We start from the raw sequence: 22,067 nt of genomic DNA on the forward strand, positions 1-22,067 counted from the left end.
TGTCCGACGGACACCGGTCGCGCCCCCTCCGCCGGCCACCGCGCCGGCTCTCGGTGACGGGCCCGGTCGACACCGGCCCCCTCACCCAGCGCCTCCCGTTCGGCGACGGACGCGCCCGGTCCATCCCCCACGCAGACGTGCTGCCGGCCCTCCACGGGCTGGGGATGCCGCGCGTCTGCCGACCACCGGAGGAACCGATGCCCCGACCGACCGGACGACGATGGTTCGCCGTCGCCGCTGGACTGCTCCTCACCATCCCCCTCACCTCCGCCGTCCCCGCGACCGCCGCACCGACAGACGACGCGGCCCCGACCACGCCGGCCGTGGCGGAGAACGGACCAGCCGCGCTGCGCTCGACCGCACGTGCCCCGCAGACCTACCGGGTGCTGGTCTTCACCAAGACCGCCGGTGAGCGTCGTGCGTCCATTCCCGACGGCGTCGAGACCATCCGGCAACTGGCCCAGGCGAACGACTTCACCGTCACGGTGAGCCGCGACTCCGCTGTGTTCACCGCCGCCGAGCTGGCGAAGTACCGTGCGGTGGTCTTCCTCAACACCACCGGCGACGTGCTCAACGCCAGCCAGGAAGCGGCCTTCGAGGCGTACGTCAAGGCTGGCGGCGGTTACGTGGGCGTACACGCGGCGGCCGAGACCGAGCCGGACTGGGCCTTCTACCAGGACCTGGTCGGCGCGAAGGTTGCCGGCGCCTCACCGGCCGTCCGTGGCGTGGTGGACGTGGCCGACCGGGCCCACCCGGCCACCGAGACGTTGCCGCGCACGCTCACCCTCACCGAGGAGTGGTACAACTTCAACCGCAACGTCCGGGGCACCGCGCACGTGCTGGCCACGGTCGACGAGAAGACCTACGCCGGTGGCGCGATGGGGTACGACCACCCGGTCACCTGGTGCAAGGACCACCAGGGTGGCCGCTCCTTCTACACCGGGCTCGGGCACAGCATCGAGACGTACCGCTCGGCGAGGTTCCGCGAGCACCTGCTCGGCGGCATCCAGTGGTCCGCCGGCGTGGTCGAGGGCGACTGCGGCGCCACGGTGCTCGGTAACTACGAGAAGGTCACCCTCAACGACGACCCGGGCGAGCCCATGTCGCTGGCCGTGCTCCCCGACGGCCGGGTGCTGCACAACACCCGGGGCGGTGAGGTGCGGCTCTACGACCCGGCCACCGGCGCCAGCCCGGTGATCACCACCGTGGACGTGTACCAGCACGACGAGGACGGCCTCCAGTCGGTGGCCATCGACCCTGACTTCGCGACGAACAAGTGGGTCTACATCTACTACGCGCCGAAGCTGAACACCCCGGTCGACGACCCGGCCACCCCCGGAGTCAACGAGGGCGACGCCCCGGCCACCTCCACCGACCCGACCGTGTGGAACAAGTTCAAGGGCTACAACCAGCTCTCCCGGGTGAAGTTGGTGGACTCCCCCACCCCACACCTGGACATGAGCACCGAGCAGCAGATCCTCCGGGTCGACGTGGACCGCGGCATCTGCTGCCACGTGGCCGGCGAGATCAAGTTCGACGGCAAGGGTCTGCTCTACCTGATCACCGGGGACGACACCAACGCCGGTGGCTCCGACGGGTACACCCCGATCAACGAGTCACCCACCCAGGGCCCCGGCTACGACGCGCAGCGCTCCGCCGCCAACACGAACGACCTGCGCGGCAAGCTGCTGCGGATCAAGGTACGGGCCAACGGCACGTACACCGTCCCCAACGGCAACCTCTTCCCCGAGGAGAACGACACCGCCGGGAAGACCCGCCCAGAGATCTTCCTGATGGGGCTGCGCAACCCCTTCCGGTACGACGTGGACGCCAAGGGCATGGTCTACGTCGGCGACTACTCGCCGGACTCGCGTGTCCCCAACGCCACCCGGGGACCCGACGGCACCGGCCGTTGGTTCGCCACCAACAAGGCCGGCAACTACGGCTGGCCCTACTGCTACTCACCGAGCCTGCCGTACATCGACTTCGACTTCGTGACCCGCACCTCGGGAGCCCCGTTCAACTGCGGCGCCCCGGTCAACGACTCACCGCGTAACACCGGGCTGCGTGTGCTTCCGAAGGTCGAGCAGCCGCAGTTCTGGTACACGTTCGACGCGCGTACCCCGTGTGCCGGGTCGTACCTGGAGACCCCGGCGGCCGGCTGCGACTTCAAGTGGCCGGTGATCGGCACCGGTGGCGTCGGCCCGATGGGCGGTCCGATCTACTCGTACGACCCGGCGTCGACGTCGGAGGTGAAGTTCCCCGAGTACTACCAGAACGCGGTGGTGTTCGGTGAGTTCACCCGAGACAAGATCTTCATGATGCGCACCGACGGCCGGGGCACCCTGACCGGCGTCGAGCAGTTCCTGCCGGGCGTCGTCTTCGACAACCCGATGGACATGGAGTTCGGCCCCGACGGCTCTCTCTACCTGCTGGAGTACGGCGACGGCTTCTTCCGTGCCAACCCGGACGCACAGCTGTCCGTGATCCGGTACGTCAAGGGCAAGCGGTCTCCGGTGGCGAAACTCGACGCCACCCCGACGTCGGGAACCGCGCCACTGACCGTGCGGTTCTCCTCGGCCGGCAGCCACGACCCCGACCCGGGCGAGTCCATCTCGTACGCCTGGGACTTCACCAGCGACGGCACCGTCGACTCGGCCGACCCCAACCCGTCGTTCACCTACACCGCCAACGGGACGTACACCGCGAAGCTGACGGTGACCGACTCCAGCGGTAAGACGGCGGTCCTCACCAAGGAGATCGTGGTCGGCAACACCGCGCCCACGGTGACCGTCACCTCCCCGGTGTCCGGCAGCTTCTTCACCTGGGGCGAGACCGTGCCGTTCACCGTCACGGTGACCGACCCCGAGGACGGGCCGGTGGACTGCGCACGGGTGACCGTCACCTTCGTCCTCGGCCACGACAGCCACGGCCACCCGGACAGCTCCACGACCGGCTGCACCGGCACCCTCGCCACCCCCGCCGACGGCGGTGACCACGCCGGTGGCTACCTGTACGGCGGGATAAGCGCCTCCTACACCGACCTCGGCGGTGGCGGCCAGGCCGCACTCACCACGGTCGGCCAAGCGATCATCCAAACCCCTCGCCAGCAGGCCGAGAACGCCCAGGTGAGGCAGGGTGTGGAGGTGGCGACCACCGGCGACACCGGCGGCGGCCAGCACGTCAGCGGGATCGACCCGGGCGACCACGTCGCCTTCGACCCGATCAACCTGGGCGGGGTGTCCACAGTGACGCTGCGGCACTCGGGAGGCTCGGCGGCCACCGCCGGCACCCCCCGGGCCGGCGTGGAGCTACGACTCGACTCGCCGACCGGTCCGGTCGTCGCCACGGCGGCGCTGAACGCGACCACGGGCAACTCCGTCTTCACCAGCACCACCGTGCCGGTGGACCAGCCCGCCGGAGCGCACCGGCTCTACCTGGTCTTCACCGCCGTACCCGGCGGCCCGACCAGCGGCCTCGCCAACCTGAACTGGGTCGAGTTCACCGAGGGCTGACACCCCCCGGTACGACGAAGGCCGGCCCCGCAGTGTCGCGGGGCCGGCCTTCCGGCGTCTGACGGATCGGTCAGCGGTCGAGGACCAGACCGACCTTCTGGAACTCCTTCAGGTCGCGGTAACCGCATTTGGCCATCGCCCGACGCAGCCCACCGAACAGGTTGAGCTGACCGTCGGCCTCGTCCGCCGGCCCGAAGAGCAGCTGCTCCATCGACCCGAGCGGCTCACCGGAGACCTCGAACGCACCCCGGGGCAGCGACGGGTGGCTCGCCGCCGAGTGCCACCAGGCACCACCGGCGGGGGCCTCGTCGCACAGCGACAGCGGCTCACCGAGCATCACCGCGTCCGCGCCGCAGCCGAGCGCCTTGGCGATGTCGCCCGAGGTCTGGATGTCACCGTCGGCGATCAGGTGCACGTACCGGCCGCCGGTCTCGTCCAGGTAGTCACGGCGGGCCGCCGCGGCGTCGGCGATCGCGGTGGCCATCGGCACCCGGATGCCCAGCACCGACTCGGTGGTCGACCACTCGTCACCACCGATGCCCACGATCACGCCGGCCGCGCCGGTACGCATCAGGTGCAGGGCCGTCTTGTAGTCCGTGCAGCCACCGACGATCACCGGCAGGTCGAGGTCGGCGATGAACTCCTTGAGGTTCAGCGGCTCGTCGGTGGTCGACACGTGCTCGGCCGAGACGATGGTGCCCTGGATGACCAGGATGTCCACCCCGGCGTCCAGGATCACCGGCGCCAACGCGAGGGTGTGCTGCGGGGAGACCCGCACCGCCACCGTGCCGCCACCGGCACGCAGCTCACGCACCCGCTCGGCGATCAGGTCCGGGCGGATCGGCTCGGCGTACACCTCCTGGAGCCGCTTGGTGGCGCGGGCCTCCTCGTCCAGGCCGGCCAGCTCGTCCAGCACCTTCGTCGGGTTCTCGTACCGGGTCCACAGCCCTTCGACGTTGAGCACGCCGAGGCCGCCGAGCTGACCGAGGCGCACCGCCGAGGACGGGCTCATGGTGGCGTCGGAGGGGTGCCCGACGCACGGAATGCCGAACGGGTACGCGTCGAGCTGCCAGGACGTCGACACGTCGTCGACGTCCCGGGTACGGCGGCTCGGCACGATGGCGATGTCGTCCAGGTGGTAGCCGCGCTGCGCGGTCTTGCCCAGCCCGATCTCGACCACGTCACGCATGGGGGACTCCAGGTGGTTGGGGGTGATGGGTCAGCGGGTGTGGTAGTTGGGCGCCTCGACGGTCATCTGGATGTCGTGCGGGTGGCTCTCCTTCAGGCCAGCCGCGGTGATCCGGATGAGCTGGCCCCGGCGGTGCAGATCGGGGATGTTCTCCGCACCGGCGTACCCCATGGCCAGTCGCAGACCGCCGACCAACTGGTGGGCCACCCGGGAGAGCGGCCCCCGGTAGGGCACCTGACCCTCCACGCCCTCGGGAACCAGCTTGTCGTCGCTGAGCACGTCCTGCTGGAAGTAGCGGTCCTTGCTGTACGACTTGGCCTGGCCCCGGGACTGCATCGCGCCGAGCGACCCCATCCCGCGGTACGTCTTGAACTGCTTGCCGTTGACGAAGATCAGCTCACCGGGGCTCTCCTCGCAGCCCGCCAGCAGACTGCCGAGCATCACCGTGTCGGCGCCGGCCACCAGGGCCTTGGCGATGTCGCCGGAATACTGGATGCCGCCGTCGCCGATCACCGGCACGCCGGCCGGGCGGGCGGCCCGGGCCGCCTCCATGATCGCGGTCACCTGCGGCACGCCGACCCCGGCGACGATCCGGGTGGTGCAGATCGCGCCCGGCCCCACGCCCACCTTGACGCCGTCGGCACCGGCGTCGACAAGAGCCTTCGCGCCGGCATACGTGGCCACGTTGCCGCCCATGATGTCGACCGTCACGTCGGCCTTGAGCCGGCGGACCATGTCCAGCACGGCCCGCTGGTGGCCGTGCGCGGTGTCCACGATCAGCACGTCGACGCCCGCGTCGACCAGGGCACGGGCCCGCTTGTAGGCGTCCTCGCCCACACCGATGGCGGCGGCGACCCGCAGGCGGCCGGCGTCGTCCTTGCTGGCGTCCGGGTACTGCTCGCTCTTGGTGAAGTCCTTCACGGTGATCAGGCCGCGCAGCCGACCCGAGTCGTCGACGATCGGCAGCTTCTCGACCTTGTGCTGACGCAGCAGCGCCAGAGCGTCGTCCTTGCTCACCCCGACCCGTGCGGTGACCAGCGGGGTGTGGGTCATGATCTCGCGGACCGGCGTGTTCGGCTCGGAGACGAACCGCATGTCCCGGTTGGTGACGATGCCGACCAACTGGCCGTCGCCGTCCACCACCGGAACGCCCGAGATGCGGTAACGCCCGCACAGCTCGTCGACCTCGCGCAGCGTGTCGTCCGGGCTGGCGGTCACCGGGTTGGTGATCATGCCGGACTCGGAGCGCTTGACCAGGTCGACCTGAAGGGCCTGGTCCTCCATCGAGAGGTTGCGGTGCAACACGCCGATGCCGCCCTGGCGGGCCATGGCGATCGCCATCCGGGCCTCGGTCACCGTGTCCATCGCGCTGGACAGCAGCGGAATGGACAACTCGATGTTGCGGGTGAGCTTCGTCCGGGTGTTGACCCGGCTGGGCACCACGTCCGACTCGCCCGGCTGGAGCAGCACGTCGTCGAAGGTGAGGCCGAGCGGAACCACCCGGGCGGAGCCGGCCGGCAGCTCGGGCAGGTGGCCGCCCAGGTCGGCGTGCTCGACGCCGGCCGGAAGATCGGTGCTGGGCGAATTTTCCACGATTGCTCCCCTGAGCTGCTCGGATGGGCTTCAGCGAGGTGGCGCGGGCGGGCACCGGAGCGCGCCACGATGCCGGCACGTCGCCTCATCGTACCCAGTGAGCTGGGCGACCCGTCCGTGGCAGGCCGGCCCGGCGCGGAGGCCGGGGGGCGGACGTTCGCGCCGGGTTGGGTCTACGGTGAGGGGGTGCACGACGAGCCCATCGACCCGTTCAATGGCGACCCGGCCGATCCGACCGCGGGTCTGGATGATCCGGGCGATGACGCGACGCCGGATCCGCTGACCGACGTCGAGCGGCAGGATGTGCTGGAAGACCTCGCCGATCTGGAGATCTACCAGGCTCTGCTGGCCCCCATCGGGGTCCGCGGGCTGGTGATCGAATGCGAGGACTGTCGCGAGCCGCACTACTTCGACTGGGACCTGCTCCGCGGCAACCTGCGGCACCTGCTCAACTCCGGTCGGCCCCGGGTGCACGAGCCCGCGTACGACCCCGACCCGGACCACTACGTGACCTGGGACTACGCCCGGGGGTACGCGGACGGGGTACACGACACCCTGTCCGAGGGCACCGAGGACGAGCCGGGCGCCCCGACCGCCACCACGTGACGCCGGCGGGTGACCCGCTGCTGGGCTGCGTACCCCGCTGTCGCGGAGCGCGGCGTTGCCCTGCGGGCGTACCCCGGCGTGCCCCAGGGTGCCCTGCTGTCGCGCGGGGTGCCCTGTGGCTGCGCGGCGCTTACGTCAGGCGACCAGACCGGCGCGGAACCCCGCCGCGACCGCGTGTGCCCGGTCCCGGGCGCCAAGCTTGCGGAACAACCGGCGGGCGTGTGTCTTGACGGTGTCCTCGGAGACGAACAGCTCCCGGCCGATCTCCGCGTTGCTCTTGCCCTCGGCCATGCCGAGCAGCACCTGAAGCTCACGCTCGGTAAGGCCGATCGACGCGCGACTGGGCCGGGCGTTCGGGGCGGGACGGCCCGGGTCGGTCTGCGCCGCCGACTCGCCGGCACCCGCCTCCGCCTCGTCGTCGCCCCGCTGCACCGGCACCGACGCCAAACCGGCCGGCCCGTCAGCGGCCGTGGCCGCCCAGCCGGGCTCACCCGAGGCACGCGGCGGCGGCCCGGAGCGACCGGAACCACCCACCGCCGCAGCGTCGCGGGCCGGATCGGTGATCCGCTGCCGGGAGGCTCGGCCGGGCGCGGTGAGCAGCAGTAGCGCCTTCGCCACCGCGCTGGTCAGGTCATGGTCGACATTCTGGATGAGCCCCCGGGCCCCGGCGCTGATGGTGGCCGCCGCGGCCTCGGACTCCTCGGTGCCGAGCAGCAGCACCGCCGCCTGCGGCGCACGCGCCAGGACCCGGCGGACGAAGCCGGCGCTGTCCGGGCGGGTGAGGGCCGTGTCGGCCAGGACCACGTCGGCCGGTCGCTCGGCCAGCCGCAGCATCACCTCGGGATCAGAGACGGCGGTACGAACGATCGCGGACAACCCCAGCCGCGCGGCAGCAGAAGTAAGGTGCTGGGCCGCGAGTGGTGTCCGAACGCACACAAGAACGGTACGCACTGTGGTCTCCTCTCCGCCAACGAGCAGACCATGACGCGGTCGGCTGGGGAGGGGGTTCCCGGCAATCCTTCGAACTTTTCCGACAGATGGGGCAAAAGCCGCAATTTCCCGGACGTTTTCGATCACAGACGTGTGAGTTGGCGAAAGCCCGGGTACCGGGAGATCCAGGCCGGGAACGGTGCGCCTGCGCGGCCCGCCGCCCGGACGCCGGCCATAAGGATTCTCGCGGAGCCGCGCGGGAGGAGGGGTGCTGATGTCGAACGTACGTAGACTGCCCGGACCCATCGTCGATCTCTGGGACTGGCAGCGACTCGGTGCCTGCCGAGGGCGCGACAGCGCCCAGTTCTTCCACCCCGACGGTGAGCGTGGCTCTTCCCGGCTGCGCCGCGAGTCCGCCGCCAAGTCGGTCTGCCGCGCCTGCCCGGTCCGCGCCGAGTGCGCCGCCCATGCGCTGTCGGTACGTGAGCCCTACGGCGTCTGGGGCGGCTTCAGCGAGTCGGAGCGCCTGCGACTGCTCGCCGTCGGCTGGGAGGACCTGGCGGACCGCCGGCACGCCCGGGTCGACGTCGCACGGCTGGAGGCCCGCCTGGGCCGCCCGCACAAGTCGACCGTCCCGGCCCAACGCAACGTGGCCTGACCCGAGGCATCCCAACATCCGCGAAACCGCGCCCCCGCCCCGGGGGCGCGGTTTCGTGCCGTTCATGCGGTTCCGTGCGCCCCGCCGTCGCCGACACGGCCATGATCCACACGGGTTCCTTGATGTCGGGGCTTCCCGCCCGCCCGGACACCCCGATTTCAATGACCCCGAGTGGATCAAGCCGGTTGTGCGGTCGCGAGGGCAAGCAAAGACGGTGCCGCTGGGCGGTTTGTCCGGTCTGAGGGATTCAGGCTGGGTGCAGGGCTTAGGCTGCTGTGAGGTATGCGGGCTTTGTCCGGTGATCGGGCCCACCGGTGGGCCGGAATCATGGCCGGGCCGGGGTCGTTACATACTCTGACGATCGCAGTACCACCGACCCGCCGCCCGGTCCTTGGGCGGGTCGCGCAGGTGGAATGCCAGCCTCCGCCCGGTCGTTACAGTCCCCACGAACGACCGCAGGCCCCGCCCCAACGAGGGTGCCGTCAGGTGGGCCAAACCCGGAATGACCCCGGCCCCCGGGTCGTTGCAGTCCCCACGAACGACCGTAGGCACCACCACGATGAGCGTGCCGACGGACGGGCCAACCCCGGAATGACCCCCGGCCCCCGGTCGTTACACATGGACCCGGCGCCACGAGCCCCCGCTCGCCAGGTCGCCGACCCGACGCCCGAGAGGCGCCAACCCCCCAGACTTTCCCTCTTGTACGTGCAGCGCCGGACGAGGTGCTCACACCCCACTGCCGCTTCCCCCTTTGGCGGTTGGGGTGTTCTACCCCCGAAGGAGCTACCCCCATGAACACGATCTTCCGTAAGAGCATGCTGTCTGTTGCTGGTCTCGCGTTCGCCGGTGGTGTGTTCGCCGGTCCGATCGCCGCCCACGCCAACCCGGCCGTGGACGCCAAGCCCGCCGCCGTGGCCGTGCAGTCGGCAGCGCCGAAGCCGCAGGGCGACCAGTCCCACATCACCCTGAACGACGAGCAGACCGCTAACGTCAAGGCGATCATCGCCGCGACGAAGAAGGCCGGTCTCCCGGAGCGGGCCGCGGTCATCTCGATCGCGACGAGCCTGCAGGAGTCGAAGCTGGAGAACCTCGGCCACCTCGGCGACATGAACGACCACGACTCGCTGGGCCTGTTCCAGCAGCGCCCGAGCTCGGGTTGGGGTACGCCGGAGCAGATCACCGACCCCGAGTACTCGACCACCGCGTTCCTCAAGGGTCTGAAGCAGGTCGACGGGTGGCAGGACATGCCGCTGACCGACGCCGCGCAGACCGTGCAGGTGTCGGCCTACCCGGACGCCTACGCCCAGTGGGAGCAGCAGGCCACCGACCTCGTCACCCAGCACTGGAACAGCTGACCCCGCACCACCGCAGAACGCGCACGCCGGCACCACCGCACGGCAAGACCACAGCACGACACCGACCGCTGGCCGGCACCCGCAACCCCGGGGTGCCGGCCAGCGGCATTTCGGTGCTCGGCGCCCGCAGATCTTGGACACTTTCCGTTCGGCGCGAACGGAAAGTGTCCAAGATCTGCATGCACGGTCTGGGGTATCACCGGTCAACCAGCCGGCCCGACCGACCCGGAGGAAAGTCGCGGGAACCCGCAAGGCAGGTCGCGAACCAACCGGCCGACCCGGAGGAAAGTCGCGGGAACCCGCAAGGCAGGTCGCGAACCAACCGGCCGACCCACAGAACAGGTCGCGGACACAGCCCACCGACCCACAGAACAGGTCGCGGACGCAGCCCAACGACCCACAGAGCAGGTCGCGGACACAGCCCAACGACCCACAGAGCAGGTCACACACACCGCCCCACCGGAGGGCAGTGGACGCCGCGGAACCGGTCACGGACGCAGCCCGGGGCCGGCGCCACGCCGTGGGTCAGCGGACGGTGACGGTGACCGTGTGCCAGCCGGTGGCGCCATCCGGGACGACGTCCTGCGTACGCTCGGTTTGGGTTTCACCTGTCGCGTCCGTCGCCCGGACCTGGAGCCGGTGTTCGCCCGGCGTGGCGTCCCAGCGCCAGGACCACTGCACCCAGGTGTCCACCGACACGGTCGGGGCCAGCGCGGCTTCCTGCCACTGGCCGTCGTCGACGCGTACCTCGACTCGGCTGATGCCCCGGTGCTGCGCCCAGGCCACCCCGGCGACGGTCACCGGTCCGGCGGTCAGCCGGTTGCGCCCCCGGGGCGTGTCGATCCGCGACTGGGTCTTGATCGGCCCCTGGGGGGACCAGCCGCGCGGCACCCAGTACGCGTCGAAGTCGGCGAACCGGGTCAGCTCCAGTTCGGTCACCCACTTGCAGGCCGACACGTAGCCGTAGAGGCCCGGCACCACCACCCGGACCGGGAAGCCGTGCTCGACCGGCAGCGGCTCACCGTTCATTCCGACGGCCAGCAGCGCATCCCGCCCGTCGCGCAGCGCGGCGGTGGGGGTACCGCAGGTCCAACCGTCGACCGACCGACCAACGACCTGGTCGGCGTCGTCGTCGGGCTCGACCTCGTCCAGCAGTTCCCGCAGGGGTACGCCGAGCCAGCGGGCATTGCCGATCAGGTCCCCGCCCACCTCGTTGGAGACGCAGGCCAGCGTGACGTACCGCTCGACCAGCGGTCGGGCCAGCAGATCCGCGTAGCTGTAGGTGCGCTCCTTGCCGACCCTCCCGTGGATCCGCAACCGCCAGGTGTCCGGGTCGACCTGGGGCACCACGAGTGCGGTGTCGATCCGGTAGAACCCGAAGTTCGGGGTGACGTACGGCGCGAGCTGGGTCAGCGAGAGGTCCGCGCCTGCCGGCACGGCCGGTGCGGGGGCGACCGGCGCGGGCAGGCGGATCGCGTCGCGGGCTGCGGACACGCCGCGCCGACCCGCCAGCCACCGCCCACCGAGACCGGCCACCACGGCCGTGCCGAGCAGCACCCCGCTCCCGGTGAGGAACCGCCGCCGCGACTCCGGGTCCACTTCGGCGGGCCCGACCGCCGACGTCGGCCCAGCGGGAGTCACCGGCACCGGCCCAGCCGGCGACACCGGCCCAGCCGGCGACACAGGGCCAGCCGGCGACACAGGGCCAGCCGGCGACACCGAACCGCCGGACGACACCGGGCCAGAGGACGGAAGAGGACCAGCGGTCGGCGTGGGTGGTGACCAGGGCCAGGGGTTCAGCTCGAACGGTCCGGCGATGAACAGCCAGAGCACCAGGGCGCCGAGACCGGCGCCGACCAGGGACGGCAGCGCGTCGGCGAGGTCCGCGCCGGAGCGGGTCAGCGCGGCGGCCACCCCGATGGCGCCGAACGCGGTGATGCCGGCCAGGCCGAGTGCCAGCCGGCGGATCGCCAGGACGCCGAACAGCGCCGCGAAGGCGCCCAGCAACGCGGCCGTGCCGACCAGCAGCGCGATCTTGTCGGCGGTGCCGAAGAGGTCGATGGCGAGTTGCTTCAGCGACTCGGGGACGGCGTCGACGACGACCCCGCCGACCGCGACCAGGGGCGCCGACCGGGGGCCGGTCAACACCGCGACCGGTTCGGCGATCCCGATCGCGACGGCGGCGGCGGTGATTCCGGCCAACGCGGCGTACCGCCGTGACGTGGTGCTCATCGGCCCAGTGTGCGCGATCATCTCGCCCGGTCGCCAACAACGTCAGCGTTCGGTAATGACCTGGCAGCCCACCGAACGAAGCGGGGCACACCGCCGTACGGCGGTGTGCCCCGGTGTCGCTACCGGATCAGAAGCCCGGGCCGTGCTGGTGGCCGTGACCGTGGCCGTGCCCGCCGGCGGCGGCCGGCTCGGCCTGCTCCGGCTTCTCCACCACGAGGCTCTCCGTGGTGAGCAGCAGACCGGCGATCGAGGCGGCGTTGGTGACCGCGTTGCGGGTCACCTTCACCGGGTCGATGATGCCGGCCTTGACCAGGTCGACGTACTCGCCCTTGGCGGCGTCGAGGCCGTGGCCCCAGTCGAGGTCGGCGACCTTCTGCGTCACGACGTAGCCGTCGTGACCGGCGTTCTGCGCGATCCAGCGCAGCGGCTCGACGAGCGCCTTGCGCACGACCGAGACGCCTACCTTCTCGTCACCGGTGAAGCCCAGGTCGTCGTCGAGCACCGAGCGGATCTGCACCAGGGCGGCGCCGCCGCCGGGGACGGTGCCCTCCTCGACCGCAGCCTTGGTCGCCGCGATGGCGTCCTCGATGCGGTGCTTGCGCTCCTTCATCTCGACCTCGGTGGCCGCGCCAGCCTTGATGACGGCGATGCCACCGGAGAGCTTCGCCAGCCGCTCGGCCAGCTTCTCCCGGTCCCAGTCGGAGTCGGAGGCCTCGATCTCCTTGCGGATCTGGGAGACCCGGTCGGCAACGTCGGCCTTCTGGCCGCCGCCGTCGACGATCGTGGTGTTCTCCTTGTCGACCACGACGCGCCGGGCGGTGCCGAGCACCTCCAGGCCGACCTGGTCGATCTTGTAGCCCAGCTCCGGGGCGACCAGCTCGGCGCCCGTGGAGATCGCGATGTCCTGGAGCATCGCCTTGCGCCGGTCACCGAAGCCCGGGGCCTTGACCGCGCAGACCTTGAGGGTCTTGCGCAGCGAGTTGACCACCAGGGTGGAGAGCGCCTGGCCGTCCACGTCCTCGGCGATGATCAGCAGGGGCTTGCTGTTCTGCAGGACCTTCTCCAGCAGCGGCAGCAGCTCCTCGATCGCCGAGATCTTCTGGGTGGTGACCAGGATGTACGCGTCCTCAAGGACGGACTCCTGACCCTCCAGGTCGGTGACGAAGTTCGGCGAGATGAAGCCCTTGTCGAACTGGAGACCCTCGGTCACGTCCAGTTCGGTGGTGAGCATCGAACCTTCCTCGACGGTGATGACACCGTCGCGGCCGACGCGCTCCATCGCCTCGGCGATCAGATCGCCGATCGTGGAGTCCTGCGCGGAGATCGTCGCCACGTTCGCGATCGACTCCTTGCTGGTGACCTCGGCGGCACGGCCGAGCAGCGCCTCGGAGACCTTGGTGGCCGCCGCGTCGATGCCCCGCTTGAGGCCGGCCGGGTTGGTCCCGGCGGTCACGTTGCGCAGACCCTCGCGAACCATCGCCTGGGCCAGCACGGTCGCGGTGGTGGTCCCGTCGCCGGCGACGTCGTTGGTCTTGGTCGCCACCTCCTTGACCAACTGCGCGCCAAGGTTCTCGTACGGGTTGGTGAGCTCGATCTCCTTGGCGATGGTCACACCATCGTTGGTGATCGTCGGCGCACCGAATTTCTTGTCCAGGACGACGTTGCGCCCGCGCGGGCCGAGGGTGACCTTGACCGCGTCCGCGAGGGCGTTGACACCGTGCTCCAGCAGGTGTCGGGCGTCGTCCGAGAAGCTCAGGATCTTCGCCATAAATGTCCCTTCGAAGCGCCATTGCCCCGGCCCGGCGAGCCGGACCGGGGCAGTGGCACTGATCGGTTGCTTACTTCTCGATGACCGCGAGGACGTCGCGGGCGGAGAGCACCAGGTACTCCTCGCCGGCGTACTTGACCTCGGTGCCGCCGTACTTCGAGTAGAGGACGGTGTCGCCGATTTGCACGTCAACCGGAACCCGGTTGCCGTTGTCGTCGACGCGCCCCGGGCCCACAGCGAGGACGGTGCCCTCCTGCGGCTTCTCCTTGGCGGTGTCGGGGATCACGATGCCCGACGCCGTGGTGGTCTCAGCCTCGTTCGCCTGGACCACGATGCGGTCCTCGAGCGGCTTGATCGCAACCTTGGTCGCGGTAGTCACGGGCATACCCTCCTGGGGTACTGGTTTCGTTGCTGGCCAGCGGGGCTGACCAGCGTCAATCTGCCTCATGCCACCGGGCGGTGCCGTCGTCGCGGGTGCCGGTCCGCCTGGCGTGCGCACCCGGGTCGCGAGACCCGGAAGCTGGCACCCTCAGGGTGAGAGTGCTAATCGCAGGTTATTCCGTGGCTAGCACTCCGTCAAGGAGAGTGCCAGCGCGTCGCGCCCCGCCAGCCAGGATTTCCGGGGTGGCCGGGACAATAGCCGGGTGGATCTCGATCAACTGGCGGCGCTGCGTACCCCCGAGGGGTCGGCCGCGCTCACGGCGGCGGCCGGGCTGGCCGGCGGTGATCCACTGGTCGCGGCGTCGGCGCTGCGCTCGGCCGGGGTGCCGCCGACGTTGGCCGCGGCGGCCCTCACCCAGGCCGAGCTGCGCCACCGGGCGACAGCCAAGTTCGGCGCGGCCGCCGCTGGGATGTTCCTCACCCGGCCCGGCCTGGAGCAGGCCACCCGCCGGGTGGTCGCCGACCATCGGGCCGCCCGGTTGTCCGCGGCCGGCGTGCGCACCCTGGCCGACCTCGGGTGCGGGCTCGGTGCCGACGCGCTGGCCGCCGCCCGTGCCGGCATCCGGGTGTACGGGGTGGAGGCCGACCCGGTGACCGCCGCGATGGCCGCAGCCAACGCCGAGGCGGCCGGGCTGGCCGAGTTGTTCACTGTCGAGTGCGGCGACGCGACCGGGTTCGACGTGTCAGGGGTCGACGGGGTCTTCTGCGATCCGGCCCGCCGCACGACCGGCACCGGGCGGCGGATCTTCGACCCGCGCGCCTACTCGCCACCGTGGGACTTCGTCACCGGGCTGGCCGAGCGGGTGCCGCGCACCGTGGTGAAGGTGGCGCCGGGCCTGGACCACGCGCTCATCCCGGCCGGTGCCGAGGCCGAGTGGGTCGGCGTGGACGGCGATCTGGTCGAGGCCGCGCTCTGGTGCGGCGAGCTGGCGGAGGTGCCCCGCCGCGCCACCCTCTACCGCCAGCGGGGCGCCGAGACCCACCGCCACCAGCTCACCGGCTCGGGTGCCGCCGAGGCGCCGGTCGGGCCGCCGCGCCGCTACCTGTACGACCCGGACCCGGCGGTGGTGCGCGCGCACCTCGTCGCCGAACTGGCCACCGACCTGGACGCCACCCTGGGCGATCCGAGCATCGCCTACCTCTACGCCGACCAGCCGATCCGCACCCCGTACGCGCGCTGCCTGGAGATCACCGACGTGCTGCCGTTCTCGCTCAAGCGCCTGCGGACGCTGCTGCGCGACCGTCGGGTGGGCCGCGTGGAGATCCTCAAGCGGGGTTCGGCGCTCACCCCGGAGCAGCTCCGGCGGGACCTACGGCTGGCCGGGGACGAGTCGGCGAGTCTGGTGCTCACCCGGGTCGGCGGCGCACCGACGGTGCTGATCGGCCGGCCGGTCGAATAGGACCTGACACAGGGACTAGCCTCGTCGCTGTGGCGGGACAGGGCACGCCGGCAACGGCACTGTTGGTCAAGCGCGGCATCGCGCATCGCACCCATCCGTACCGGGTGTCGCCGGACGCCCCGAACTACGGCGCGTTGGTGGCGGTGGCGCTCGGCGTGGCACCGGAGCGCGTGTTCAAGTCGCTGGTGACCGAGGTCGACGGCGCGCTCACCGTGGCGGTCGTTCCGGTCACCGGCGAGCTGGATCTCAAGGCGCTCGCGGCGGCTGTCGGCGGCAAGCGGGCGGCGTTGGCCGACCGGGCGGTAGCCGAGCGGGCAACCGGCTACGTACGCGGTGGGATCAGCCCGCTCGGGCAGCGCCGACGGTTGCCCACCGTGTTGGACGAATCCGCGCTGGACCTCCCGACGATCTATGTCTCGGCTGGTCGGCGCGGTCTGCAACTCGAACTGGCAGCGGCGGATCTGGTGGCGCTGACCGACGCCCGCACCGCGCCGTTGCAGACCCACTGACGACCGTCGTTACGTCGACTCCCCCGTGGGATACCCGGGGAGTAACAGTCGCGTTGCTGAATTGTTATCGCTCCCAACAAACTATGCACCTGCGCGGTCTTGTGGAGCCGGTGTGACGCGAAATACGTTGCCGGACACAACAAAACAACACCTCCCCCACCTCCGAAAGGACCCTGCACATGCGTAAGGGGATCCTCACCATCGCCGCCGTGGGCCTGCTCACGACCGGCGGCTTGACCGCTTGTAGCGACGACTCCGGCGACAAGGCCGCCGCCGAAAAGACCCCCAAGATCGGCGTGATCCTCCCGGACAGCAAGTCCTCGGCCCGCTGGGAAACGGCGGACCGCCGGTTCCTGGAGGAGGCGTTCAAGGCCGCCGGCGTCCAGGCCGACATCCAGAACGCCCAGAACGACAAGACTGCCTTCCAGACCATTGCCGACCAGATGATCACCAGCGGCGTCACCGCCCTGATGATCGTCAACCTGGACTCCGGCACCGGTAAGGCCGTCCTCGACAAGGCCAAGTCGCAGGGCGTCGCCACCATCGACTACGACCGGCTCACCCTCGGCGGCTCCGCCCAGTACTACGTCAGCTTCGACAACGAGACCGTCGGCAAGCTGCAGGGCGAGGGTCTGGCGAAGTGCCTGACCGAGAAGAACGCCAAGAACCCCGTCGTGGCGTACCTGAACGGCTCCCCCACCGACAACAACGCCACCCTGTTCAAGGCCGGCTACGACTCGGTGCTCAAGCCGAAGTTCGACGCCAAGGAATACACCAAGGGCCCGGACGACGCCGTGCCGGGCTGGGACGGCCCCACCGCCGCGACCATCTTCGAGCAGCAGCTCACCGCCACCAAGGGCAAGATCGACGGCGTGCTGGCCGCTAACGACACTCTCGGCAACGCCGCCATCTCGATCCTCAAGAAGAACAAGATCAACGGCAAGGTGCCGGTGACCGGCCAGGACGCCAGCGTGGAGGGCCTGCAGAACATCCTCGCCGGTGACCAGTGCATGACCGTCTACAAGGCCGTCCGGGAAGAGGCGAAGGCCGCCTCCGACCTGGCCATCGCGCTCGCCAAGGGCGAGAAGAAGGACACCGGCCAGACGGTGAAGGACCCGGAGGGTGGCCGCGACGTCCCCTCGGTGCTGCTCACCCCGAAGGCCATCTACAAGGACAATGTCAAGGACGTCATCGCCGACGGCTACGTGACCAAGGAAGAGGTCTGCACCGCGGCGTACGCCAAGGCCTGCACCGAAGCCGGCATCAGCTGACCGACGCCGCAGTACCCGCCGGGACGACCATCGCCGCCCGGCACGGGAGACCCCTCCCGTGCCGGGCGGCGCCCGCCGGACGGGCCCCGAACCTCCCTTAAGAAGGAGACCCCCGTGTCCGCGACCCCCCTGCTGGAACTCCGCGGGATCGACAAGAGCTTCGGTCCCGTCCAGGTGCTCCGCGACGTCGCCCTGACCGTCCACCCGGGCGAAGTGACCGCACTGGTCGGCGACAACGGCGCCGGCAAGTCGACCCTGGTGAAGTGCATCAGCGGCATCCACCCCACCGACGCCGGAGAGTTCCTGTTCAACGGTGAACCGGTGCACATCGGCAGCCCCCGCGACGCCGCCACGCTCGGCATCGAGGTCGTCTACCAGGACCTCGCGCTCTGCGACAACCTGGACATCGTGCAGAACATGTTCCTCGGCAGGGAGAAGCGCAGCGGCATCGTCCTCGACGAGCCGACCATGGAACAGCTCGCCGCCGAAACCCTGGCGGGGCTCTCCATCCGCACCGTCACCTCACTCCGCCAGCACGTGTCGAGCCTCTCCGGCGGTCAACGCCAGACCGTGGCCATCGCCAAGGCGGTGCTGTGGAACAGCAAGCTCGTCATCCTGGACGAGCCGACCGCGGCGCTCGGCGTGGCACAGACCGCCCAGGTGCTCGAACTGGTCCGCCGCCTCGCCGACAACGGCCTGGCCGTGGTGCTCATCTCGCACAACATGAACGACGTCTTCGCCGTCTCCGACCGGATCGCCGCGCTGTACCTCGGCCAGATGGTCGCCCAGGTGAAGACCACCGACATCACCCACGCCCAGGTGGTCGAGCTGATCACCGCCGGGCGCTCGGGCGGGCTCGGCCTCGCCACCGACCCGGGCAGCAACGGCGACGGCCCGCAGTCGGCCGACTCGATCTCAGGAGGCGTCCGATGACCACCACCGCCGTGCGGAAGGACGGCCCCGCCGCCGTCACACCGACGCCGACCGTCGGAGGCCACTTCCGCAACTACCTGAGTCGGGTACGCGGTGGCGACGTCGGCGCGCTGCCAGCCGTACTCGGCCTGATCGTGCTCTGCACCGTCTTCGCGATCATGCGGCCGTCGTCGTTCCTGTCGGCCGGCAACTTCGCCAACCTCTTCACCCAGGGCGCGGCGGTCACGCTGATCGCGATGGGCCTGGTCTTCGTGCTGCTGCTCGGCGAGATCGACCTCTCCGCCGGCTTCGCCAGCGGCGTCTGCGCGGCGGTGCTGGCCAATGTGGTCACCGTGCTCGGCTACCCCTGGTGGGTCGCCGTGCTCGCCGCCGTCGCCACCGGTGTGGTCATCGGCACCACGCTCGGCATGCTCGTCGCGAAGATCGGCATTCCGTCCTTCGTGGTCACCCTCGCCGGCTTCCTCGCCTTCCAGGGCGTCGTGCTGCTGCTCGTCAAGGACGGCACCAACATCTCCGTCCGCGACGACGTGCTGGTCGCCATCGCCAACCGCAACCTCGGCCCCACGTTGGGCTGGGCGCTGACCGCCCTCGCGGTCGTCGGCTACGCGGCGGTGCAACTGCTGCGCCACCGCACCCGGGCGGCCCGCGGTCTGATCACCGACCCCATCGCGGTGGTGGCGCTGCGGATCGGCGGGCTCGCCGTCATCCTCGGCGTCGCTGTGTACGTGCTCAACCTGGAGCGCAGCCGCAACGTCCTCATCGTTTCGCTCAAGGGTGTGCCGATCGTGGTGCCGATCATCGCGGTGCTGCTGATCATCTGGACCTTCGTGCTCCAACGCACCAGCTACGGCCGGCACATCTACGCCGTGGGCGGCAACCGGGAAGCGGCCCGCCGGGCCGGCATCGGAGTCGACCGGATCCGGATCTCCGTCTTCGTGATCTGCTCGTCCATGGCCGCCATCGGTGGCATCGTGGCGGCCAGCCGGGCCAACTCGGTCGACCCGAACACCGGGGGCAGTAACGTACTGCTCTACGCGGTCGGCGCGGCGGTGATCGGCGGCACCAGCCTCTTCGGTGGCAAGGGCCGCGTCCTCGACGCCGTACTCGGCGGCGCGGTGGTCGCGGTCATCGAAAACGGAATGGGCCTGATGGGGTACACCGCGGGAGTCAAATACGTGGTCACCGGCGTCGTGCTGCTGCTCGCCGCCAGCGTCGACGCGCTCTCCCGCCGCCGCGCGGCAGCCACCGGCACCCGCTGACCGCGCGGGAGGTAGCACCAGCATGCGCCCAGGACCAAGCCAGGATGACGTCCGACGGCAGAACCTCGGGGCCCTGCTGCGGCACGTGCACGTCCACGGGGCGACCACGCGTGCCGAACTGACCACCACGCTGGGTCTCAACCGCAGCACCATCGGCGCGCTCACCGCCGACCTGTCCGCAGTGGGGCTGGTCAGCGAAGGGGCACCGAAGGAGACCGGCCGGGCCGGACGACCGTCACTTGTCGTCCGGCCCGAGTCGGCCCGGGTCTACGCCTACGCGTACTCGGTGGAGGTGGACCGACTGCGCGCGGCCCGGATCGGGCTGGGCGGCGCGGTCCTGGACCGCCGGGACCTGGACCGGCCGCGCGGCCTGCTGGCCGCGGAGGCCGCGCCGCTGCTGGCCGGCGCGGTCAAGGAGATGCAGCAGCTGGTGCCGGCGGACGCGATCTGCGTCGGTGCCGGCGTCGCGGTCTGCGGCATGGTCCGCCGGGACGACGGCCTGGTCCGACTCGGTCCCACCACCGGTTGGGTGGACGAGCCGATCGGCGCCGCCCTCGCCGACGAGTTGGGCATCGACGTACCGATCACCGTGGGCAACGTCGCCGACGTCGCCGCGTTCGCCGAGCACGCACGGGGTGTGGCGGCGGGTTGCGACAACGTCCTCTACCTGTACGGCGACGTCGGCGTGGGTGCCGGCATCATCGCCGGTGGGCGCCGGCTGACCGGGCACGGCGGGTACGGCGGCGAGGTCGGGCACATGAAGGTGGTCCGCGACGGCAGGCCCTGTGAGTGCGGCTCCCGAGGTTGCTGGGAGACCGAGATCGGCGAGCACGGTCTCCTGCGCGCTGCCGGACGCTCCGACGCCCGTGGCCGCGACGCGCTGCTGGCCGTCTTCGACGCCGCCGACCGGGGCGACGCCCGAGCCCAGACGGCGGTCCGCCAGGCCGGCGACTGGCTCGGCTTCGGGGTCGCCAACCTGGTGAACATCTTCAACCCCGAGATGGTCATCTTCGGCGGCACCATGCGTGACCTCTACCTCGCGGCGGCGGCCCAGATCCGCAGCCGGCTCAACTCCAACGCGCTCGGCGCCTGCCTGGAGCACGTCCGGCTGCGCACACCGAAACTGGGTGCGGACGCGCCCCTGATCGGTGCCGCCGAGTTGGCCTTCGAACGGCTCCTCGCCGACCCCCTCGACGTGGGCTGATCCGCGTACGCTGTCCGGCGTGGATGTCGAGCTGCGCGCCTCCGACGACGACCGCAACCGGGTGGTCGCCGCGCTGCACCAGCACACCGCGGCGGGCCGGCTGACGCTCGACGAGTTCTCCGACCGGGCCGGTGCCGTGTGGACGGCCCGCACCCTCGGTGACCTGGCCGCGCTGACCCGTGACCTGCCGGCCCTGCCCGACCCGGCCGCCGGCGTCGGCCGCGTGGAGCGCGGGCGTCAGGAGCTGCTGATGGTCTTCGCCGCCGCGGCGCTCACCCTGCTGCTGCTCGGCGGCCTGCTCGCCGTCACCCGCTGATCCGGGTCGCTGCGCGATGAACTGATCGCGCGATCAGTCCGTACCAGTGGGCGGACGGGCAACCGGCAGGGTACGGCTGCCCGGTCCAGACGCGTTCCGGTCCGGACCGAGGAGGCACCACAGACATGGCACCGCTCAGATCCCCCCATCGCCGACTGGGCACCCGGACCCACCGAGCGGCAATGTTGCTCATCGCGATCATCGCGGGGGTCGGTGTGCTGCCCGGCGTGGCCGTCGCCGCGCCCGCCGGTGGCCAGCAGCTCAACGCCGCCGACATGACGCTGCTCAACGGGGTGCGGCTGGCCGGGCTGTGGGAGATGCCAGCCGGCCAGATGGCCGCCGAGAAGGGACAGTCGGCGAAGGTCCGGGAGATCGGCGCCGGCATCGCCGGCGAGCACCAGAAGCTCGACCAGCTCGTGGTCGACGCGGCCAACAAGTTGGGCGCGACGATCCCCAGCGAGCCGACCGCCGAGCAGAAGGGCTGGCTGGCCGAGATGCAGAAGGCATCCGGCGCCCGGTTCGACCAGATCTTCGTCACCAGGCTCCGGGTCGCCCACGGCAAGATCTTCCCGGTGATCGGCGCGGTCCGGGCCAGCACCCGGGACGCCACCGTCCGCAAGCTCTGCGAGGACGCCAACGCGTTCGTCCAGCACCACATGCAGATGCTGGAGAGCACCGGGCTGGTCCGCTGGCCGGAGCTGCCGCCGGCCGCGCTGCCCGCCCCGGGTCAGGACGGGCTCCTGGCCGCCGCCTCCGCCAACTCCGGCCCACAGGTCGGAGTCAGCAGCACAGTCGTCTGGCTGGTCTTCCTCGCCGCGCTGGGCACGGGCGGCATCGCCACCTACCGGATGTTGCGCCGCAGCTGACCAGTCAGCGGTGGCCTGGATG

Annotated in this window: 18 protein-coding genes; 12 read left to right on the forward strand and 6 right to left on the reverse strand. The window is 70.8% G+C overall.

What is annotated here, in order from left to right; genetic code table 11:
* Positions 1-197 precede the first annotated feature (197 nt).
* On the forward strand, positions 198-3,515 hold the full coding sequence (locus ACFYL6_RS08610) for a ThuA domain-containing protein (protein WP_387169300.1): 3,318 nt from the start codon (positions 198-200) through the stop codon (positions 3,513-3,515).
* Positions 3,516-3,585: 70 nt separating this feature from the next.
* On the opposite strand, the gene ACFYL6_RS08615 is transcribed toward ACFYL6_RS08610, so the two are convergent.
* Positions 3,586-4,704, reverse strand: coding sequence for a GuaB3 family IMP dehydrogenase-related protein (locus tag ACFYL6_RS08615; RefSeq protein WP_124778268.1), 1,119 nt, complete (start codon positions 4,702-4,704; stop codon positions 3,586-3,588).
* Between the two features lie 30 nt (positions 4,705-4,734).
* Complete coding sequence (guaB, locus tag ACFYL6_RS08620) at positions 4,735-6,297, reverse strand: IMP dehydrogenase (protein WP_387169304.1); 1,563 nt, start codon at positions 6,295-6,297, stop codon at positions 4,735-4,737.
* A gap of 186 nt (positions 6,298-6,483) precedes the next feature.
* On the opposite strand from guaB, the gene ACFYL6_RS08625 reads away from it, so the two are divergent.
* Positions 6,484-6,903: a DUF5319 domain-containing protein gene (locus ACFYL6_RS08625; RefSeq protein ID WP_328652156.1), complete on the forward strand. Its 420-nt coding sequence runs from the start codon at positions 6,484-6,486 to the stop codon at positions 6,901-6,903.
* A 135-nt stretch (positions 6,904-7,038) separates the two neighbouring features.
* On the opposite strand, the gene ACFYL6_RS08630 is transcribed toward ACFYL6_RS08625, so the two are convergent.
* Positions 7,039-7,854, reverse strand: a complete 816-nt coding sequence (locus tag ACFYL6_RS08630; RefSeq protein WP_387169307.1) for a response regulator transcription factor — start codon at positions 7,852-7,854, stop codon at positions 7,039-7,041.
* 253 nt (positions 7,855-8,107) lie between these two features.
* Between ACFYL6_RS08630 and ACFYL6_RS08635 the strand changes: the two genes are divergently transcribed.
* Complete coding sequence (locus ACFYL6_RS08635) at positions 8,108-8,491, forward strand: WhiB family transcriptional regulator (protein WP_091406539.1); 384 nt, start codon at positions 8,108-8,110, stop codon at positions 8,489-8,491.
* Between the two features lie 791 nt (positions 8,492-9,282).
* On the forward strand, positions 9,283-9,846 hold the full coding sequence (locus ACFYL6_RS08640) for a hypothetical protein (protein ID WP_387169311.1): 564 nt from the start codon (positions 9,283-9,285) through the stop codon (positions 9,844-9,846).
* A 525-nt stretch (positions 9,847-10,371) separates the two neighbouring features.
* Here ACFYL6_RS08640 and ACFYL6_RS08645 read toward each other — a convergent pair.
* The 3 genes from ACFYL6_RS08645 to groES form a co-directional block, all read right to left on the reverse strand.
* Positions 10,372-12,078, reverse strand: a complete 1,707-nt coding sequence (locus ACFYL6_RS08645; protein ID WP_387169314.1) for a molybdopterin-dependent oxidoreductase — start codon at positions 12,076-12,078, stop codon at positions 10,372-10,374.
* 127 nt (positions 12,079-12,205) lie between these two features.
* Positions 12,206-13,846: a chaperonin GroEL gene (gene groL, locus ACFYL6_RS08650; RefSeq protein WP_387169317.1), complete on the reverse strand. Its 1,641-nt coding sequence runs from the start codon at positions 13,844-13,846 to the stop codon at positions 12,206-12,208.
* Between the two features lie 70 nt (positions 13,847-13,916).
* Positions 13,917-14,231, reverse strand: coding sequence for a co-chaperone GroES (groES, locus tag ACFYL6_RS08655; RefSeq protein WP_387169320.1), 315 nt, complete (start codon positions 14,229-14,231; stop codon positions 13,917-13,919).
* Between the two features lie 259 nt (positions 14,232-14,490).
* Between groES and ACFYL6_RS08660 the strand changes: the two genes are divergently transcribed.
* From ACFYL6_RS08660 to ACFYL6_RS08695, 8 genes are all read left to right on the forward strand, one after another.
* Entirely contained in the window at positions 14,491-15,687 is a 1,197-nt protein-coding gene (locus ACFYL6_RS08660) for a methyltransferase domain-containing protein (protein ID WP_387169323.1), read from the forward strand.
* 29 nt (positions 15,688-15,716) lie between these two features.
* Positions 15,717-16,196, forward strand: a complete 480-nt coding sequence (gene ybaK / locus ACFYL6_RS08665) for a Cys-tRNA(Pro) deacylase (protein ID WP_387169326.1) — start codon at positions 15,717-15,719, stop codon at positions 16,194-16,196.
* A gap of 179 nt (positions 16,197-16,375) precedes the next feature.
* Positions 16,376-17,467, forward strand: coding sequence for a sugar ABC transporter substrate-binding protein (locus ACFYL6_RS08670; RefSeq protein WP_387169329.1), 1,092 nt, complete (start codon positions 16,376-16,378; stop codon positions 17,465-17,467).
* A 114-nt stretch (positions 17,468-17,581) separates the two neighbouring features.
* A complete protein-coding gene (locus ACFYL6_RS08675) occupies positions 17,582-18,400 on the forward strand; it encodes an ATP-binding cassette domain-containing protein (protein ID WP_387169332.1) in 819 nt (272 codons plus the stop codon).
* Positions 18,397-19,659 carry a sugar ABC transporter permease gene (locus ACFYL6_RS08680; RefSeq protein WP_387169335.1) on the forward strand — a complete coding sequence of 421 codons (1,263 nt, stop codon included), beginning with the start codon at positions 18,397-18,399 and terminating at the stop codon, positions 19,657-19,659. The genes ACFYL6_RS08675 and ACFYL6_RS08680 overlap by 4 nt, the downstream gene beginning before the upstream one ends.
* Before the next feature lie 22 nt (positions 19,660-19,681).
* Positions 19,682-20,863, forward strand: a complete 1,182-nt coding sequence (locus tag ACFYL6_RS08685; RefSeq protein ID WP_387169338.1) for an ROK family protein — start codon at positions 19,682-19,684, stop codon at positions 20,861-20,863.
* Positions 20,864-20,882: 19 nt separating this feature from the next.
* The gene (locus ACFYL6_RS08690) at positions 20,883-21,179 is read left to right on the forward strand and encodes a DUF1707 domain-containing protein (protein WP_387169340.1); all 297 of its coding nucleotides are present in this window, start codon (positions 20,883-20,885) and stop codon (positions 21,177-21,179) included.
* A 125-nt stretch (positions 21,180-21,304) separates the two neighbouring features.
* The gene (locus ACFYL6_RS08695) at positions 21,305-22,045 is read left to right on the forward strand and encodes a DUF4142 domain-containing protein (RefSeq protein WP_387169343.1); all 741 of its coding nucleotides are present in this window, start codon (positions 21,305-21,307) and stop codon (positions 22,043-22,045) included.
* Positions 22,046-22,067: the final 22 nt, after the last annotated feature.

Origin of the sequence: Micromonospora sp. NPDC007208 (assembly GCF_042869175.1) — a bacterium.
Classification (GTDB): Bacteria; Actinomycetota; Actinomycetes; order Mycobacteriales; family Micromonosporaceae; genus Micromonospora; species Micromonospora foliorum.

Coding starts and splice junctions, on each gene's coding strand:
- ACFYL6_RS08610 (WP_387169300.1), top strand. CDS start 198: ATGCCCCGACCGACCGGACGACGATGGTTCGCCGTCGCCGCTGGACTG.
- ACFYL6_RS08615 (WP_124778268.1), bottom strand. CDS start 4,704: ATGCGTGACGTGGTCGAGATCGGGCTGGGCAAGACCGCGCAGCGCGGC.
- ACFYL6_RS08635 (WP_091406539.1), top strand. CDS start 8,108: ATGTCGAACGTACGTAGACTGCCCGGACCCATCGTCGATCTCTGGGAC.
- ACFYL6_RS08640 (WP_387169311.1), top strand. CDS start 9,283: ATGAACACGATCTTCCGTAAGAGCATGCTGTCTGTTGCTGGTCTCGCG.
- ACFYL6_RS08645 (WP_387169314.1), bottom strand. CDS start 12,078: ATGAGCACCACGTCACGGCGGTACGCCGCGTTGGCCGGAATCACCGCC.
- groL (WP_387169317.1), bottom strand. CDS start 13,846: ATGGCGAAGATCCTGAGCTTCTCGGACGACGCCCGACACCTGCTGGAG.
- groES (WP_387169320.1), bottom strand. CDS start 14,231: ATGCCCGTGACTACCGCGACCAAGGTTGCGATCAAGCCGCTCGAGGAC.
- ACFYL6_RS08670 (WP_387169329.1), top strand. CDS start 16,376: ATGCGTAAGGGGATCCTCACCATCGCCGCCGTGGGCCTGCTCACGACC.
- ACFYL6_RS08680 (WP_387169335.1), top strand. CDS start 18,397: ATGACCACCACCGCCGTGCGGAAGGACGGCCCCGCCGCCGTCACACCG.
- ACFYL6_RS08685 (WP_387169338.1), top strand. CDS start 19,682: ATGCGCCCAGGACCAAGCCAGGATGACGTCCGACGGCAGAACCTCGGG.
- ACFYL6_RS08695 (WP_387169343.1), top strand. CDS start 21,305: ATGGCACCGCTCAGATCCCCCCATCGCCGACTGGGCACCCGGACCCAC.